This window comes from Parvibaculum sp. MBR-TMA-1.3b-4.2, from assembly GCF_053628815.1.
Window position 1 is genome coordinate 3,554,019 of record NZ_JBRJHC010000001.1, and the last position, 16,040, is coordinate 3,570,058.

The window sequence follows — 16,040 nt, forward strand, 5'->3', positions numbered from 1 at the left end:
TGCTGTAGTTCTTGCCGGTCCGCCATCAGGTTTCATGCGCCGCTTGCCGATGCCGGCAACAACGAAGATGCTTAAACCGGATATCGAAGGATCGCTGCAAGGTCTCCATTACCGGGCAGGTCGGCTTTTCTCACGCCCAGAACGCGGGCGCCGCTCGCCAGTGCGCGAGCGGCGATCTCATCGTCCACGCCGTAAGTTGTCGCATCGGACTCGTCCGCGAAGGTGATGACGCCGGTCTGCTGGTCCACGATACCAGGAACGACCGCATCGATGTCGACCAGCAGCGTGTCGATCGCCCCATGGGTTGCAGCGCGCGCCGCATCCGAAAGATCGCTGGTGGCACGGCCATCTCCCGCGCGCGCCTCGTACAGATCTTTCAGGTCGGAAATCTCCGCCGCATGCGCGGCATCGAGCACAGGGCGTGCCAAATCGGCGAGGTCCGCGTCGCTGATCCGGTCCGGACTGTCCTCGATCCCGTCCGCAAGCAGCTTCGGATAGCTGTTGACTTCGCGGAACACAGCGGCGAGCCGCCCGGTGGCCGCCAGGATCAACGGGATTTCCCGCCCCGCGAGCACGGGCCGCAGCGCGGCATCCACCTTGCGCGCGAACTGGCGGAACCTGACGTTCTGTCCTTCGGCCCCCTGGATGCGGCCACTGGGCGAGCGGTCGTTCAACGTGGCCTTGCCCAGCGCACTTGCGGCGTCCTTCGGCAGATCCTCGACCTTGACCGTGCCAGCGGGCAGTTCGCCATGAACCTCGATCAGCCGCACCGCATTTTCCGACAGCGCCAGGACGAAGGCCGAAGCCGGAAATGTGATTGCGCGCAGGAGCGGCTTCAGGTGGAAACGGTCCGAGACCGCGACCATTGACGAGAGGCCGTTTGGCAGCCGGAACGTGCGCAGCCTGTCCGGCGTGGCAAGCAGGGCCAGGCTGTTGGCTTGCAAGCGCCAGAAGTCGTCATCCTCCGCCAGATCGTCGAATTGCTCCATCAGGGAGGCAAGCCGGCGCTTGTCGAACCCCGCGGCCTCCAGCTGCTCGCGCGCCTGCCTTGCCAGATTTCCCAGTTCGATGCGGCTGGCGTCCGACGCCTGCGTCAACGGCGTGGTCTTGAGATAGATCGAGACACAGGCATCGGCCCGGACGTCATTCAACGCCCTTATTTCGGGCCGGGTGGGAATATCGACATAGAGCATTCTATCTTCCTTTTACTGCAAGCTGGATCGCGATGACCATGTTGGCGCCATCGGAGATGGTTTCATGGTGTCTCGTCGTGATGTGTCACTGACGGGGTCCCGCGACAAGGACGTCGCAGGACGCTTCCCTGAGCACGCGTTGCGTGACGCTGCCGAGAAGGGTCTGGAGAACGACGCCTCGCCCGTGTGGCCCCAGGGCAAGCAGATCCACGCTTTTGCTTCGTGCAAGGCGGACCAGAGCAGGGCCGGGATCTCCCTCAAGAATTTTCGTGGCGGCATCGTCGATTCCCACCGCATCTCGCGCGAATGTCTTGATTTCGTCGCGAGCCGTGGCAACTCTCGTCAGACGGTATCGCTCCATCTCGGCCTGCGGTGTCCCGACACGAAGCATTGCCTGTTCGAACGTGAGCGGGACGCCGACAACATGGATCAACCGCAGCCTTGCATTAGGGGCCAGATTGCGTGCGTCCTTTGCGGCCGATGCCGATTGGGGTGAAAAATCGATGGCGACGGCGACCTTACGATAGGGCTCGGCCGCCTGGGTCTTGACCACGAGGACCGGCGCGGGCGACGTCCTGATGACCCTGTCCGCGGTCGAGCCCAGAACTTTCGCGCGCAATGACTTGCCGGGGCTTTTGCCCGGACCGAGCACGACAAGGTCGGCTGATCCCTCATCCGCTACCCGGGTGATAACTTCGTGCGGTGATCCGAATTCAACCCGCACATCGGTGCGCCGGGTGCGTCCGAGGTCCAACAAGGAAGCATCGATGCGCGCAGCCGCCTGCCGTCTCAGTTGGTCCCTTAGATCGCTTTCACCTTGTCCCGATACCTTGGCGACCTGCGCCAAGGCTTCCGTTTCGATGACATGAAGCAGCACAAGCCACGCGCCATGCTCGCCGGCCAACTGGACTGCCCGGTCCAGTACCGCGTCGCTTTCTCCCGCCAGATCCAGTGCTGCCAGTATGGTTTTCAACGCCATCTCACTCCCAATCGCCGCTCTCGATTTCATCAATACGCTATTTTCCCGACGATTACTTCCCTTCACGGGTTCTCCAGATTGAACATCTGGGTCTGGTCGTCATAGGCGAAAACCTCGCCGAAGCGTCCCCAACTGATGACGGCGCGCAAGGTCCGTTCTGCCGCGTCCGGCGACATGTGGTCTTCAAGTTCGTCGGAAAACCTGCTCCAGGGCGCGCGATGGTCCGGGCGTTCATCCAGGACGCGGCGGATATGTGCGGCGAGCGCGACATAGCTGAGCAGGTGTCTGGCAAAGAGTTGCTTGCGCGCGTCCAGGTCTGCATGGGCGAACTGCTTTCCCTCCACGCTCAGCCTAATGTCGCCGCCGACCAGTTCCGCGAACCGGAGCATCTGAAGCGTCTCGGCCACGGGAAACAGGTCATCGATCTCCATGTACAGCGCCGCCGCGATAACCGGCAGGTCGGCCTCGCCGTCGTAGGGCGGCGCGGCAACGGCTTCCAGCAGACCCGACAGGAGGTTCGAGGAGATGCGCGGCAGAACCGTCCCGATCCCGGTGCCCGGGAACCGCTCGGCCCGGGTTTCGGGCGGCCTGGCTGCATCGCTGGCCGTCATTGCGACATAGATGCGCTCGACGACTTCACGGAACGCGGGATCAAGACGGCTGCGCGGCTGGGGCAGATCGACAGCGATCTCGGTCAGGATGCGCCCCGGATTGCTGCCGAAGACCAGGATGCGATCGCACATCAGGACCGCTTCCTCGATATTGTGGGTGACGATGAGCACCCCCTTGATCGGTAACTGGCCTTCTGCCCAGAGATCGAGAAAGTCGGTGCGAAGCGTCTCGGCGGTCAGGATGTCGAGCGCCGAAAACGGCTCGTCCATCAGGATGATGTTGGGATGCACGACGAGCGCCCGGGCGAAACCGACGCGCTGGCGCATGCCGCCGGACAATTCCCGCGGATAGGCCGACTCGAAACCGTCGAGCCCGATCATGTCGATCGCCGAGAGCGCGCGGCGGTGGATCTCGTCGCGGGGCAGACCGAGTGCCTCCAGTCCGATTTCGACATTCTCGAGCACGGTCAGCCAGGGAAACAGCGCAAAGCTCTGGAACACCATGGCGATGCCCTCGGGCGGCCCGGCAACGGGCTGGCCAAGATAGGTCACCGATCCGCTCGCGGGGCTCGACAGCCCGGCAATGAGCCGCAGGAGCGTCGACTTTCCCGACCCCGACCGGCCGAGCAGGCCAACGATCTCTCCCTCGTGCAGCGTCAGCTCGATGCCGTCGAGAACAAGCAGTTCGCCCCCGTCCGGTTTGGGGAAGGATTTGCGAACTTCGTGAATGTCCAGCAGTGAGACCTGATCCATGGCGGGCTCCCTTCAGCCGAGGCGGAACTTGCGTTCAGCATAATTGTAAAGCGGCCGCCAGAACGCGCGATTGATGACGACGACGAAGGCGCTCATCACCGCGATGCCGAGCACGATGCGGTGGAAGTCCCCCGCCGCCGTCGCATTGGCGATGTAGGCGCCCAGCCCGCGCGCTTCGAGCCGGTCCGGCCCCCAGCTCACGACTTCGGCCACGATACTGGCGTTCCACGAACCGCCCGACGCGGTGATGGCGCCGGTGACGTAGAACGGAAAGACGGCGGGCAGCGCGATGCGTCGCCACCACAGCCAGCCACGGATGCGCAGGCTGGTGCCGATGTCGCGCAATTCGCTGGGGATGGTGGATGCCCCGGCCACCACATTGAACAGGATGTACCACTGTGTGCCGAGGATCATCAACGGGCTGAGCCAGATGTCGGGATCAAGGCGGAAGGCCACGATGGCCGAGACGGCGACGGGAAAGAACAGGTTGGCCGGGAAGGCCGCCATGAACTGAATGACGGGCTGCGCGATGCGGGCCACGCCGGGGCGCAGCCCGATCCACACGCCGACCGGAATCCAGATGACACTGGCGATGGCAATCAGCACGAACACCCGGATCATCGTGGCGCATCCCAAAAGCACCGCCGTTCCCGCATCCGACAGCGTCACGCCCGCCGACAGGAAGCGGACGATGTGCCACAGGGCAAACAGGGCGATCCCCGCGACGGTCCCGAACCAGATGCGATCGAGCCAGAGGGCGGCACGTTTGGGGCTGACGGGTGCCACGACCTGCCGCGCAGGCTTCGGGACCCCGCGATAGGTCCATCGCCATGCCGCGCCGAACGGCGCTGTCGCCATCGCCACCAGCCGCGAGCGACGAAGCGTCATCAGCACCCAGGACCGTGGCGGTGCGACGCCGGTTTCCTGCTCGAAGCGGAAACGGTCCGCCCATGCGACAAGAGGCCGGAACAGAAGCTGGTCATAGATCAGGATCACCACGAGCATGACGCCGATGGCCCAGCCGACGGCGCCAAGATCGCGCTGCTCGATGGCCAGAGCGATGTAGGATCCGATCCCCGGCAGGGTCACGGTCGTATTGCCGACGCTGATCGCCTCGGAGGCCACCACGAAGAACCAGCCGCCGGACATCGACATCATCATGTTCCAGACCAGCGACGGCATGGCGAACGGCACATCCAGACGCCAGAACCGCATCCAGGGGCCGAGGCGGAACGAGCGCGAGGCCTCGGAAAGTTCCTCCGGGACCGTGCGCAGCGACTGGTAGAAGCTGAAAGCCATGTTCCACGCCTGGCTCGTGAAGATGGCAAAAACGGCCGCGAACTCGGCGCCCAGAACCCGGCCGGGGGCGAGCGACATGAAAAACACGACCGTCACCGAGATGAATCCGAGAATCGGCACCGACTGCAGGATATCGAGCAGCGGGATCAGGATGGCACCGGCGCGACGGCTTTTTGCCGCCCAGGTCGCATAGGTGAAGGTGAACAGCAGCGACAGCCCCATCGCCGCCAACATGCGCAGGGACGTCCGGGCCGCATATCCGGGCAGATTGGCGGGATCGAGCGTGACCGGACGCTGTGCCAGGTCCTGCAGCGGGAGCACCAGTCCGCGACTGGCTTGCGCCAGAACGACGAGTGCGCCGAGGACGAGAAGAACGGCGATCAGGTCCCAAACGCTCAGGAAACGTCGCGTCTTGCCTGACGCAGATGGAGGGAGCGGTCCGGTCATTCTGCCCTCGCATCGGAACTTGCCGCGCATGAGATCGCGCCGAAACGCCGAGCAATCGGCTCGGCGTTGGACGGTTCGGCCAGGGACTTGATGGCAATCAAGATCATGCTCGGTCACATCCTCATGCGCCAGGATGCGCCGGGCGGATGGCCTTGGCCTAGCCTCGAGGTGCTACCTGCTTGCGATCAAGTCGACTGCCGTCATCCATGGTTGGTTTCCGGGGTTCGTCGAGAATTATTTACGCTTTGTAATCTGATTGGGGAACAGCGCCAATGCTTGCGTAGTCACAAGGCTCTGTTTCCGACGTCAATGCCCCTTCAAAGGATTGACTTCGAGGCCGCGCTGGCACGGTCGAACGCTGGCATGTCGGGAACACCACAGGCGCCCACCCGCCACATGTCCACTGTGTACGATTGCTGGGGAGCCCGAGAACGGCACGCAGCCGAGGCCCGAAACCACCGGATGGACAAACTCCATGTCGGCGCTCACGAAGACCGACATCTGGCAGGGTTCAGCCAACGGTGATCACTGGAGAGCAATATTTGCACGCATTTTCGTCTGGCGAGGCCGGTCAGTCGCCGATGCGCGTCATCGCTCAATAGCCAATTGCGCGATGCGCCAGTCAGACAAGCTTTCGAACAGTGCAAGCTTTTGTCTTCCCTCCGGTTCACGGATAACGTCGCCATGAATAGTGCCGGTTGGCATGACGAACTGAAGAAGCGAAAGGACGCAGAGATGATCCGTGGGTACCGCAATGAGGCTGGACGGCTGCGTCCGCAGGAGGGCGCCCAGGAGCCGCTCGATACGCTGGTCTGGCTCGACCTCGTCAACCCCACGGATGCGGAAGAGGCCGACATCGAGAAGCGGTTGGGAATCGACGTTCCAACCCGCGAGGAGATGGAGGAGATCGAAATCTCGTCACGTCTTTACAACGAAGACGGCGCCGCCTTCATGACTGCGACGTTGCCGGCGCAAGCCGATGGCGACGATCCCCAGATGCTGCCCGTCACTTTCGTGCTCGCCGCCAACCGTCTCATCACGGTGCGCTATCACGAACCGCGGGCATTCCAGACATTCCCGCAGCGTGCCGAAAAGTTGGCGATGGGCTGCGAGACCGGCGAAGGTGTTCTTGTGGCCCTGCTGGAAGCGATCGTGGACCGCCTTGCGGATATCCTCGAACGCGCCGGGCGCGAGATCGACATAATTTCGCGCGACATTTTCCGGCACAAGGGTGCCAAGCCAAGCAAAAGCCAGGATTTTCAGAAGGTTCTGGAAACCATCGGTCGCAAGGGCGACCTCATCTCGAATATCCGCGACAGCCTGGTGACGCTCGAACGATTGATCGGATTTCTCGGCCAGGGTGCCATCCAGCGCAAGACCGACAAGGAGACTCGAGAGCGGATCAAGACGCTGTCGCGCGATGTCCGCTCGCTGTCCGACCATGACAGTTTCCTGTCGCAAAAGATCACGTTTCTGCTGGATGCGACCCTTGGCATGGTCAATATCGAACAGAACGCCATCATCAAGATATTCTCAGTGGCCGCCGTCGTCTTTCTTCCGCCCACGCTCATCGCATCCATCTACGGCATGAATTTCGAGCACATGCCCGAGCTCGAATGGTTGTTGGGCTATCCCTTTGCGCTCGGCCTCATGGTTTTGTCTGCGGTCCTGCCCTATCTTTTTTTCAAAAATCGGGGCTGGCTTTGAGTAATAACTGTTGGAACATTGATTGCGCCGGCACGGGGTCGGAAACGTCAGGCGGTCGCGCACGGACTTCTCGTCTGCACACGTCCTTTGCCCTGTTCATGCTTGCGCAAGCTCAGGCCATCATTCCGACCAAAGGCGAGGCGTTCCGACGGCGGCAGGGTGGGCTGCCGGATTTGAAAGGGCTACACACATGAGCAGGCTGTCGCATTCCGAAGTCCATATGGTTCATCGCATCGGCTGGCTGCGGGCGGCCGTTCTCGGAGCCAACGACGGCCTCGTCTCCACTGCCAGCCTCGTGGTCGGGGTTGCAGCCGCGGGATCGGGGCGTCCCGAAATCCTGATCGCCGGACTCGCTGGTCTTGTAGCAGGGGCGATGTCCATGGCGGCGGGCGAATATGTCTCCGTCAGTTCGCAGACCGATGCGGAGCAGGCCGATATCGCACGCGAGACCAGGGAGTTGAAGGAGACACCCGAAGCGGAGCTCCATGAACTGACGCGCATTTATGTCCAGCGTGGGCTCGACGAAGGCCTGGCCCGTCAGGTCGCGGTCCAACTTACCGAGAAGGACGCCCTTGCGGCCCATGCGCGCGACGAACTGGGCATCTCGGAAACGGTGACCGCGCATCCGGTTCAGGCCGCCCTCGTGTCAGCGGCGACTTTCGCTGTTGGGGCCGTCGTGCCGCTGATCATCGCAGTGCTCGCACCTACCGCCCAGATCACGCTGATCGTTGCGATCACGACACTGGCAGCACTTGCGGTGCTCGGCGGCCTCGGGGCATCGGCCGGAGGCGCAGGCATCGTCAAGGGCGCCATTCGAGTTACCTTCTGGGGCGCGCTTGCCATGGCCGCAACCGCAGCGGTGGGGATGCTCTTCGGTGTGACTGTCGGGTAGGCCGGTGGTGCGTAGTGAATGATGGGGGACGGCAGTAAGGGATCAAAGCGCTTCCTGGAAGACGCCTGTTCGGCCAAGGTGACTCAATAATTTCAATGGGTTGTGGTTGGAGAAGGTTGGATATCAGGCCCATCCCCTCCGTCAAATGTCTGTTTCTCTCTGGCAGATTACCCGGCGCTTGACGCTTTCGAATGTCGGCGTTTGGCGCAACGTGCTCGTTTCGATCGGTGATCCATCCAAGACGCCGTGCCTACAACCCGAGCCCCCGCTTTCGGCCGAAGCCCCAGTCGACGCCCCCATCGCTGCGCGCGACGCCGGAGACATGGCGGCCCAGGTGCTTTTCCAGCGAAGGTGTCCAGGGCACGAGTTGGAAGCCGAGGCCATCGTCGATCATCGCGAAGCGACCGGATGAAAGTGTGAAGCGCTGGCGATAGGCGCCGACGACATACTCACCGCTGTCGGCACGCTGGAAAGACTGCCCGTTCTGGATTGCGAGCTTCTCGCCGAGCGCTTCCACTTCGCGCCGGCGGAGCGTGTTGAGGAGATTGCGACTGAAGATGATCCGCCGGCCCTGCCGTTCGGCGAAGCCTTCCTCGATCAGGTGATCTGCACGCCGGTCCAGGGCATCGCGGACTTCGGCGCCGAAGCCGCCTTCCGACAGAGCTACGGGATCACGCGCGATGTTTTGCCGATCGAGCCAGGTCGCGCCCGACGCGGTCACCTGGCGTTCGACGTCGAGATCGGAGCGTATCGCAAGGGCGACACGCCGCTGTCCGCGGGAATCGTCATAGGCGCGCAGCTCGACGATCGAGCCTGGCGTGCTGTCGCCGGCCGCATCTAGATCGGCGAGCTTGATGTGGTGGGTCCGTCCGTCGACGCCGTCGACCACGGCATAGGCCGTGCCCTTCAGTTCGTCGTCGAGTCCACGTTCGACCAGGCGGCCGACGATCGGCGTGTCGAGACTTTCGGCGGCCAGCACGTAATCCGCCGATCCGCGCCCGATGCCGCGCTCGGTCAGCGCCCGGTGCATGCGCTTGATGATGTCACCGCGTTCGCCAAGTTCGCGCAGCGTCGCCTCGGCCTTGTCGTCGATCATCCATTGGCCGGGGCCGATCTGCTCGGCCAGGCCGAGCGTCTCCAGCTTGCGCAGCCGCCCGACCTTCAGCGCGTGAAACTCGTCAGGCTGCCGGTCGGGATCGGGTGCGAGATCGACAACGCCGGTGCGCCGGCTGTCACGAACGAGCTGGCGGTCGAGCTGCGTCCAGCGCTCGGAGGCGATCTGGTTCTCGAGGCTGCGTCGGATGTCGAGGTCGGTGCGCGGACCGAGTTCCTGGGTGATGAGGTCGCGCGCCCGATCGCGCATGCCCTCCTTGATATAGTCGCGCGAGATGACGAGGTCCTGGCCGTCGTCGCGCACACCGCGCACGATCAGATGGACATGCGCGTGTTCCGTGTTCCAGTGATCGACGGCCACCCAATCGATCTCAGTGCCGAGATCCTTCTCCATCTGGCCGACAAGATCGCGGGTGAAGGATTTGAGGTCCGACATTTCGAGCGCGTCGTCGGGCGAGACGATGAAGCGGAAATGGTGGCGGTCGTCCTCGCAGCGCTCGGCGAAGGCGCGGCCACCCGCATCCTCCTCTCCCGGCCCGAACAGCCGCGCCTTCTCGCCATCGCGGGTTACTCCGTCGCGGCGCAAATAATCGAGATGCGTGCCGAGCGGCGCGGTGCGCGCGGAATGCCGGACCACACGCGCCTTGATCACCGCGCCGCGCGAGCGCGCCGTGATGAGCCGGTTGGCCTGGATGCTGGCGCGCTGGCCGTGCCCGAAGCGCGAGCGGTTGCCGGAAACGACGCGGCCGGAGCGCGACACGCCTCCGCCCGCCTTCTTTGCGGCCGCGAGCGCCTGGGCGATGAAGGGGCGCGCGGCCTGTGCACGCGTCGAGCGGATGCGGCCGGGACGGATGCGGAACTCGCGATCATCGGCCATGGGATCGCTCCGCAATGTGCGAAAACCCGTTTAGACACAGGCCCTTGAGCGGTCCGCGCACATTGCGCCAAGGCCCGGAAATGTGCGGAACGCGCCAGAAAATCCAAGCAAAACAACCGACCGACCGGCGCGCAAAGTGCGCCCTTTTATCCTGCCATCGTTCGGTTGTTGAGACTGCCGCCCCCACTTGCGCTCGCCATGATACGCCAGAGCCCGACAGGGTGCGAATGCACATGGCGTCGGTCATGACGAGCCCCCTGTGCTGCCATCGGCGACGAATATCGGTTCCGACTGTGGCTGTTGATTGTGTTCGCGCTGCTCCGGGACGGGGGAGTGGGACGTCTTCGACGGTTCCTCGGAGGCACGGTTGTCGACACTCCGGCGGTTGTTTGAACGCGGCACGAACAGCGGTGCCTCGCGCCAGTCCGGAGGCGATGGCGGTGCGGCCGGAGCGTTCAGCGACGGCGCAGCGACACCAAGCGCGGGTGCAAGCAAATCGACATAGGCGCGCGTTTCGGTAGGCAATGGCCGACCGGTTGCAAGATACTCGTCGTAGCGGGCTGGCCCCGCATTGTAGGCCGCCAGCATGGCCGGAATGGCGCCGTAGCGGTCGTACATCTCGCGCAAATAGGCTGTGCCCGCGAGGATGTTGTCGCGCGGATCGAACGGATCGCGGCCGAGGCGATAGCGGGCGCGCAGGTGATCCCAGGTATCGGGCATGACCTGCATCAGCCCCATCGCGCCCGCGGATGAGACGGCACGCGTAGCGCCGGCGCTCTCGGCGCCCAAGACGGCGACGATCCAGTGTTCGGGAATGCGAAAGTGCTGCGCTGCCTCGGCAATATGAGCGGCGAATGGATGACCGATCTGCTGCTGCCCGGTGGTTGCCGGCTGAGCAAAGACGGCGCCGCTTTCGACCAGGCTGAGGGACAGGCCGGAAAGGAGAAGGAGGGCAATGCGGCCGCAAGGGCCGCACCGCCGCAGTGCTGGGGACAGGCGGACGCAGCGCATCGTTCAGTCCTGGTCGTCGCGCTTTTTCGGGCGGGTCCAGTGCAGGCCCCAGTCGCGTCCGTCCTCATCCGACTGGAACAGCCGGGCGCGGACCGGAAACGGAAAGGCCGGATCGTCCAGGACGACCGAGATAAACGTGCCCGCCCGTTCGCCGGAGTGTTTCCAGCCCGCGCCGACCTCCGGGCCGTCCTCGTCACCGAGATGAACCCGGTAGGCGGGCGCGTTGTCGCTGTCGGCGTTGTCGGCGGTGACAAAGGTGAGTTCGCAGTCGAACCAGAGGGTGCGGAGCCGGCCCGAATATCCTCCGGGCGTGCGTGTGAATTGACCGATCTGGGGCATGGGAATCTCCTTTTGGTTGCGGTGGGATTGCAGGAAGGCGCGCGTCATCACCGCGTCGGCGCGCGCCAGACGAAGCGGCCGTTTCCGTCCTCGTCGGTGTAAAGGGGGACGGCCCGGCCGATGACGGTGGTGGCCGGGAGCGGGCCGAAGTAGCGACCATCGAGACTGTCGGGGACGTCGATGTTCATGAGGAACAGCTCGTCCGGCTGAACGCGGCGGCAGCCGTGCCAGACCGGCAGGGGGCGGTCGTGACTGTCGCGGTCGCGCGCTTCGCCGAGAGGGATGTCATCGACGGTGATGGCGTGGCCGGTGCGACACACCCGCTGCCCGGGACGCCCCATGACGCGCTTCAGGAGCGGCACGTCGCGGCCGATATAGCCGCGCTCGACCATGAAATCTTCGAGCGGCTCGGGCGGCATCACCGCGACCAGGTCGGGAACTTCGAGACGCTCGGCCGGATCGATCCGATAGAGCCCGATCGGCGCGCTGGCCGACACGTTCCAAACGAGCCTGGTCGATGTCGGAATGACCGCTGCTGCGGCAACGCCCATCGCGGTGAAGTAGGTGAGCATGACATAGCCAAAGCGAGTCATAGTTCGATCTCCCGCCGCTTGAGCCATGCCTGATGGCGCTCCTGGGTGTAGGGGCGCGGTGCGTGACCGGCGTTCATCCTGTGCGCCACATGACGCCAATGGTCGGGAGCGACGTCGCAGGGATCGACGCCTGCAGCTTCCACCGCGTCGATGTGCAGGAGCACTTTCTCGACCTTGGGCCAGCCTTCGATCTTGAGAAGGATTTCACCGCCGGGACGCACGAAGGGCAGCGTCTGATAGGCGACGCCGAGTTCGACGGCGCGCACGATGTCGATGCGCGAGATGACCGTGCCGAAATCGTTAGCCGCCCATCGGACGAAGGTGAAGACGGCGCCAGGGCGGAACGACACGACACGCCGACGGCGGTCGATGATCCGCTCACCGGCCTGACGGCCGAAGCGGATCCAGTATTCGATCCGGTTCTCGATCCAGGTCAATTCGACATCGGTGAGCGCATCGGGACTGTTGGCGGACGGCATCGGGCCGCCGCGCGCGCGGGAGGCCGCGGTGCCGGTCATGAGGGGTCTCCTTCGTCTGCGGGGAATTCGCGGGCGAGCAGGTCGCGGAGCATGTCGGCGACGGTCTGTCCGCGCCGGAACGCCGCGATCTTGATCCGGCCGCGCAGTTCGGGCGTGACGTCGATCGTCAGCCGGGCGGTGAAACCGGCGGCGTCCGCGCCGCGCGCCGACGGTGCATCCGACGCCTTGATCCAGCGCTCGGGATTGGCGGGGCGTGACGCGAAACCGCGTTTCGGAGCGCGCCCGCTCATGGCGCAAGCCTCCCCACCTCGGCGCCAAGGGCCGCGACCTCGCACGCGGCCGGGCTGTCCTCGTCGATCTCGAAGACGAGCCGCCCGGATTGCGCCGTATCGGCGAAAGCGACGCGCTGACCGATCCGCGCCGTCAGCACCGGCGGATCGTGATCGGCGAGCGTCTCGGCCGTTTCGCGGGCGATGACGGTACGCGCGCCGCAGCGGTTCAGAACGAAGCGGGCGGCAAGCTGCGGGCGATAGATGCGCGCTTCATGCAGGAGCGACAGCATCTCGGCAGAGGCCCAGCCATCGAAGGGCGACGGCTGCACCGGGATCAGCACCAGATCGGCGGCGAGCAGCGCCGAGCGCATCAGCGAGGCGACACGGGGCGGTCCGTCGATGACAATGTGATCGGCGTCCCGCGCCAGCTCCGGCGCCTCGCGATGCAGCGTGTCACGCGCGAGGCCGACGACGCCGAACAGGCGTGGCAGGCCTTCGCGCGCCCGCTGCTGCGACCAGTCCAGCGCCGAGCCCTGCGGATCGGCGTCGATCAGGGTGACGCGCCTTCCCTGCCGTGCCCATTGTCCCGCGAGATGGAGCGCCAGCGTCGTCTTGCCGACGCCGCCCTTCTGGTTGAGGAACGCGACGATCATCGTGCCCCTCCCGGCTTGCGCCCGAGGGGGAGTCGCGATGGGTGAGCGGCGTCGCTGCCGGTTGGGCGCGCCCCGGATGTCTTTCGGAGGAGACCGTTGATGGCGGCAGCGACGGTGTTTTCCACATCGCTGCGCGCAACATAAGAGTTAGATTCTCTGTTAGATTCTAAGTTAAGACCCGGAATCGTCGTTTCCGGCCAGAGACTTAACTGCGATCTCTGCGTGCGAAGTCCCGATGGTCCCGCGTGCGAAATCCCGATACCGCTTGCGTGCGAAGTCCCGACCGCGTCCACAGCGTCGTCCACAGGTACGGCGGATGGCTTCGCCGGCAGGATGCGCAGCAGCTCGCGCCGGCCTTTGCGCTCGATGTGCAGGCGGTAGCCGGGCAGCGGCTGGCGCGGGACGATGCGCCGGAGCTGGAGCGCGAAGTCGGAGACGCGCATGAGGCTGCCGGACTTTTCGTGGAGATGGGCGAACTCGAAAATCCAACCCCGTGGCTGGCGGCCGGCATGCTTGCGCGCGACACGGTAGAGCCAGCGTTCGATGCCGCCCGTCAGCCGGAAATAGGCCGGGTCGATGGTGAGCACCAGCGAGCGGTCGGTGACGCCGCGATAGAACCAGTCGGGCAGCACGAACTCCATGCCCTCGACGCGGCCGTCGCGCGTGACGCATTCCTCCCATTCGTTGATCCAGGAGAACTGGTGGCGGCGCCAATGTTCGCCCTGGCGGATGGTGGTGCGGATGACGGTCGATTGCAGGCGGGCGAGCGCCCCCTTCATCAGCTTGTAATCACGCTGGCCAGTTTTGCGGCCGATCGATGTCAGGAGCTGATAGGGCGTGAAGCGCAGGAAGCGGGAGGTCTTGAAGCCCAGATTCTCGGCCTCGACGATCTGCGAGGCGGCCCAGATGAGGACATCGGCATCCCAGATGGTTGCCATGCCGTGCTCGGGCACGGCGAAGACCTCGACGCGGACGCCGCCGGCCTCATAAAGGATCGGTCTGATGCGCTTGGCCTTGGCGAGCGAGAAGAACGGCCGCTCCATGAGTTCGCGCTGGTCGCGCGGGCTGGCGTCGCCGGTCGCAACGATGAAGGGATCGAGCTTGGCTCGCTCGGTCGAGGTGATGAGGCGACGCCGCTTCATGATCGGACGTCTCAGCGACGGGTGCGGCCGGCGTGGGCCGCCGGCATCGGTTCATGGCGCTTGGCGGGCAGCACTTGTCCGCGTGGGTCGGAGGTCGAAGTGACGGCGCCCCGATCGGCCCAGGCCTGGAGGTCCTCGATCGCATAGACGACGCGGCCGCCGAGCTTGCGATAGGCCGGGCCGGTTCCATAGGTGCGGTGCTTTTCCAGCGTGCGGCCGGAGAGGCCGAGGAAGCGCGCGGCTTCGGGAGTTCTGAGAAAGCGCGGCGGCAAGCCGGCGAGATTGGGCGACATGATCGGGCCTCCGTGGGTTGGTTGAGGCCGCTGGCAATGAGCGGCGGACGCAGGCCACGGTGGCGAAGGAGAGCCGCGAGGGGGGAGTGCGAACAAGGGAATGCCAAAATCGCACCCCCTCTGCCGACATCGGATCAGGATCGGCGGCGATGGCGCAGGAGAACGCGATAGCCGCCGGCGATCATGGCGAGGGCATCCTTGACAAGGTCCATGGTAGCGTCGCGCAGCGCCGAGGACTTCCAGGGATCGGACGCAACGCGGGACACGCCGTAAATGACGTTTGCGATCTCACGGTAGGTCGCGCCATTCATGCGCCCGTCGACCGCCTGCAGCATGTGGCGGATACGCCGGCGCTGCTGGCTGGTCAGGCGGGTATCGGCCGGTACGGCGCGGCCAAGCAGGGATTTGAGCAGACGCTGAACGGCTTCGAGCCGGTCGAGGCCGTCGAGATCGAGCGGGATCAGCGCGGCAAGGGGTTCGCCGCCGGCAACGCCTGCCAGCCGCAGGAGATGGAGAACCTGCCCATCTCCGGGATCGTGCAGGAAATGGACGCCCTGTTCGTCGGAGCGGGCGGCGGTTTCCTGAACGACGGTGAAGAGATTGCTATCGGCGGGAAGTATGGAAGGCGCGGCCGTCAGCAGCACGGTGCTGGTGTCGTCCTCGGGGCACCAGAAGACGGGGATTTCGGTCGCGTTGAAAGTAGGGCGGACAAGGAAATTGCAGCCCCCAGCGTCTGCGGACCCGGTTCGTCAGTTCGTTGAGATCGCACGCCGGACGCCTGGTCTCGGCATAGTCGCGCTGATAGTCGCCATTGCGCCGCAGCCATTCCCAGCCGAGATCGGGCGATACGAGATCGTCGAGATAGTCGTAGGTCGATGTCGACCGCCACCGGGATATGTCAGGGGTCATGGGCGTCCTCTGCGCGCTGTCTACCGGGAGGCGCACCATTCCCGGTTGCAGAGGTCGCCGGAAGCCCCGAAGGTGGCAACGGGCGATGCCTGACCGGCATCGCTATTCCGGCTAGTGGGGACGGCCCTCGTGCACGAGCAGGCGATAGCCATGCTCGGTCATCCAGCGGGCGCGGGCGAGATGGGTGTCATGGACATGGCGCGCGCGATCCGGCTCGCGAGCCGGATCGAGGCCGAACAGGATCGTGACGGCCTCGCGCCAGTCGGCGCCGTCGGTCGCCGCATCGAGCAGGCGCATGTAGAGCTTCATATGCTCACGGTCATAGGCCGTGAGCGCCGCGCTCTGCGGCGGTTCATCGAGGAATTGTACTTGCGTCACCCCAGCCCCCAGAGCCACACCATATCCGCCCGCGCCCCATTTGTTAACCAGGCGTTCGACGGGCGGCGGGAGAGGACGTTGGCGCATCGCGTGATGCATG

Annotated in this window: 18 protein-coding genes; 2 read left to right on the forward strand and 16 right to left on the reverse strand. The window is 64.8% G+C overall.

All coding sequences use genetic code 11. The features are described from left to right. Positions 1 to 71: 71 nt before the first annotated feature. From ACSSVQ_RS17045 to ACSSVQ_RS17060, 4 genes are all read right to left on the reverse strand, one after another. Positions 72 to 1,193: a baeRF11 domain-containing protein gene (locus ACSSVQ_RS17045; RefSeq protein ID WP_454184492.1), complete on the reverse strand. Its 1,122-nt coding sequence runs from the start codon at positions 1,191 to 1,193 to the stop codon at positions 72 to 74. 85 nt (positions 1,194 to 1,278) lie between these two features. Beyond that, the gene (locus tag ACSSVQ_RS17050; protein WP_454184493.1) at positions 1,279 to 2,238 is read right to left on the reverse strand and encodes a universal stress protein; all 960 of its coding nucleotides are present in this window, start codon (positions 2,236 to 2,238) and stop codon (positions 1,279 to 1,281) included. Then, positions 2,235 to 3,536 (reverse strand): ABC transporter ATP-binding protein, encoded by a 1,302-nt coding sequence (locus ACSSVQ_RS17055; protein WP_454184494.1) that lies wholly within the window; start codon positions 3,534 to 3,536, stop codon positions 2,235 to 2,237. The genes ACSSVQ_RS17050 and ACSSVQ_RS17055 overlap by 4 nt, the downstream gene beginning before the upstream one ends. 12 nt (positions 3,537 to 3,548) lie before the next feature. Further along, positions 3,549 to 5,282 carry an ABC transporter permease gene (locus ACSSVQ_RS17060; RefSeq protein WP_454184495.1) on the reverse strand — a complete coding sequence of 578 codons (1,734 nt, stop codon included), beginning with the start codon at positions 5,280 to 5,282 and terminating at the stop codon, positions 3,549 to 3,551. Between the two features lie 735 nt (positions 5,283 to 6,017). On the opposite strand from ACSSVQ_RS17060, the gene corA reads away from it, so the two are divergent. Both corA and ACSSVQ_RS17070 read left to right on the forward strand, forming a co-directional pair. Beyond that, on the forward strand, positions 6,018 to 6,989 hold the full coding sequence (gene corA, locus ACSSVQ_RS17065) for a magnesium/cobalt transporter CorA (RefSeq protein ID WP_454184717.1): 972 nt from the start codon (positions 6,018 to 6,020) through the stop codon (positions 6,987 to 6,989). A 190-nt stretch (positions 6,990 to 7,179) separates the two neighbouring features. Continuing rightward, positions 7,180 to 7,881, forward strand: a complete 702-nt coding sequence (locus ACSSVQ_RS17070; RefSeq protein WP_454184496.1) for a VIT1/CCC1 transporter family protein — start codon at positions 7,180 to 7,182, stop codon at positions 7,879 to 7,881. Positions 7,882 to 8,131: 250 nt separating this feature from the next. Here ACSSVQ_RS17070 and ACSSVQ_RS17075 read toward each other — a convergent pair whose 3' ends face one another. From ACSSVQ_RS17075 to ACSSVQ_RS17130, 12 genes are all read right to left on the reverse strand, one after another. Continuing rightward, positions 8,132 to 9,871, reverse strand: a complete 1,740-nt coding sequence (locus tag ACSSVQ_RS17075) for a relaxase/mobilization nuclease domain-containing protein (RefSeq protein ID WP_454184497.1) — start codon at positions 9,869 to 9,871, stop codon at positions 8,132 to 8,134. 243 nt (positions 9,872 to 10,114) lie between these two features. Next, positions 10,115 to 10,882 (reverse strand): lytic transglycosylase domain-containing protein, encoded by a 768-nt coding sequence (locus ACSSVQ_RS17080; protein WP_454184498.1) that lies wholly within the window; start codon positions 10,880 to 10,882, stop codon positions 10,115 to 10,117. Positions 10,883 to 10,885: 3 nt separating this feature from the next. Beyond that, positions 10,886 to 11,221, reverse strand: coding sequence for a DUF736 domain-containing protein (locus ACSSVQ_RS17085; RefSeq protein ID WP_257806845.1), 336 nt, complete (start codon positions 11,219 to 11,221; stop codon positions 10,886 to 10,888). A 47-nt stretch (positions 11,222 to 11,268) separates the two neighbouring features. Next, positions 11,269 to 11,814 carry a S26 family signal peptidase gene (locus tag ACSSVQ_RS17090; protein WP_454184499.1) on the reverse strand — a complete coding sequence of 182 codons (546 nt, stop codon included), beginning with the start codon at positions 11,812 to 11,814 and terminating at the stop codon, positions 11,269 to 11,271. Further along, complete coding sequence (locus ACSSVQ_RS17095; RefSeq protein ID WP_454184500.1) at positions 11,811 to 12,332, reverse strand: DUF2840 domain-containing protein; 522 nt, start codon at positions 12,330 to 12,332, stop codon at positions 11,811 to 11,813. Before ACSSVQ_RS17095 ends, ACSSVQ_RS17090 begins: the two co-directional genes overlap by 4 nt. Then, positions 12,329 to 12,583, reverse strand: a complete 255-nt coding sequence (locus ACSSVQ_RS17100) for a hypothetical protein (protein WP_454184501.1) — start codon at positions 12,581 to 12,583, stop codon at positions 12,329 to 12,331. The genes ACSSVQ_RS17095 and ACSSVQ_RS17100 overlap by 4 nt, the downstream gene beginning before the upstream one ends. After that, the gene (parA, locus tag ACSSVQ_RS17105) at positions 12,580 to 13,218 is read right to left on the reverse strand and encodes a ParA family partition ATPase (RefSeq protein ID WP_454184502.1); all 639 of its coding nucleotides are present in this window, start codon (positions 13,216 to 13,218) and stop codon (positions 12,580 to 12,582) included. Before parA ends, ACSSVQ_RS17100 begins: the two co-directional genes overlap by 4 nt. Beyond that, the gene (locus tag ACSSVQ_RS17110) at positions 13,215 to 14,360 is read right to left on the reverse strand and encodes a replication initiator protein A (RefSeq protein ID WP_454184503.1); all 1,146 of its coding nucleotides are present in this window, start codon (positions 14,358 to 14,360) and stop codon (positions 13,215 to 13,217) included. The genes parA and ACSSVQ_RS17110 overlap by 4 nt, the downstream gene beginning before the upstream one ends. Before the next feature lie 11 nt (positions 14,361 to 14,371). Further along, complete coding sequence (locus ACSSVQ_RS17115) at positions 14,372 to 14,653, reverse strand: helix-turn-helix transcriptional regulator (protein ID WP_454184504.1); 282 nt, start codon at positions 14,651 to 14,653, stop codon at positions 14,372 to 14,374. Positions 14,654 to 14,787: 134 nt separating this feature from the next. Beyond that, on the reverse strand, positions 14,788 to 15,297 hold the full coding sequence (locus ACSSVQ_RS17120) for a DUF2285 domain-containing protein (protein ID WP_454184505.1): 510 nt from the start codon (positions 15,295 to 15,297) through the stop codon (positions 14,788 to 14,790). Further along, positions 15,257 to 15,562 (reverse strand): transcriptional regulator domain-containing protein, encoded by a 306-nt coding sequence (locus ACSSVQ_RS17125; RefSeq protein ID WP_454184506.1) that lies wholly within the window; start codon positions 15,560 to 15,562, stop codon positions 15,257 to 15,259. Before ACSSVQ_RS17125 ends, ACSSVQ_RS17120 begins: the two co-directional genes overlap by 41 nt. Before the next feature lie 111 nt (positions 15,563 to 15,673). Next, on the reverse strand, positions 15,674 to 15,940 hold the full coding sequence (locus tag ACSSVQ_RS17130) for a DNA -binding domain-containing protein (protein WP_026014862.1): 267 nt from the start codon (positions 15,938 to 15,940) through the stop codon (positions 15,674 to 15,676). Between the last annotated feature and the right edge of the window lie 100 nt (positions 15,941 to 16,040).

Coding starts and splice junctions, on each gene's coding strand:
- ACSSVQ_RS17095 (WP_454184500.1), bottom strand. CDS start 12,332: ATGACCGGCACCGCGGCCTCCCGCGCGCGCGGCGGCCCGATGCCGTCC.
- ACSSVQ_RS17085 (WP_257806845.1), bottom strand. CDS start 11,221: ATGCCCCAGATCGGTCAATTCACACGCACGCCCGGAGGATATTCGGGC.
- ACSSVQ_RS17045 (WP_454184492.1), bottom strand. CDS start 1,193: ATGCTCTATGTCGATATTCCCACCCGGCCCGAAATAAGGGCGTTGAAT.
- ACSSVQ_RS17125 (WP_454184506.1), bottom strand. CDS start 15,562: ATGACCCCTGACATATCCCGGTGGCGGTCGACATCGACCTACGACTAT.
- ACSSVQ_RS17090 (WP_454184499.1), bottom strand. CDS start 11,814: ATGACTCGCTTTGGCTATGTCATGCTCACCTACTTCACCGCGATGGGC.
- ACSSVQ_RS17110 (WP_454184503.1), bottom strand. CDS start 14,360: ATGAAGCGGCGTCGCCTCATCACCTCGACCGAGCGAGCCAAGCTCGAT.
- ACSSVQ_RS17070 (WP_454184496.1), top strand. CDS start 7,180: ATGAGCAGGCTGTCGCATTCCGAAGTCCATATGGTTCATCGCATCGGC.
- corA (WP_454184717.1), top strand. CDS start 6,018: ATGATCCGTGGGTACCGCAATGAGGCTGGACGGCTGCGTCCGCAGGAG.
- ACSSVQ_RS17115 (WP_454184504.1), bottom strand. CDS start 14,653: ATGTCGCCCAATCTCGCCGGCTTGCCGCCGCGCTTTCTCAGAACTCCC.
- ACSSVQ_RS17080 (WP_454184498.1), bottom strand. CDS start 10,882: ATGCGCTGCGTCCGCCTGTCCCCAGCACTGCGGCGGTGCGGCCCTTGC.
- ACSSVQ_RS17075 (WP_454184497.1), bottom strand. CDS start 9,871: ATGGCCGATGATCGCGAGTTCCGCATCCGTCCCGGCCGCATCCGCTCG.
- ACSSVQ_RS17060 (WP_454184495.1), bottom strand. CDS start 5,282: ATGACCGGACCGCTCCCTCCATCTGCGTCAGGCAAGACGCGACGTTTC.
- parA (WP_454184502.1), bottom strand. CDS start 13,218: ATGATCGTCGCGTTCCTCAACCAGAAGGGCGGCGTCGGCAAGACGACG.
- ACSSVQ_RS17055 (WP_454184494.1), bottom strand. CDS start 3,536: ATGGATCAGGTCTCACTGCTGGACATTCACGAAGTTCGCAAATCCTTC.
- ACSSVQ_RS17100 (WP_454184501.1), bottom strand. CDS start 12,583: ATGAGCGGGCGCGCTCCGAAACGCGGTTTCGCGTCACGCCCCGCCAAT.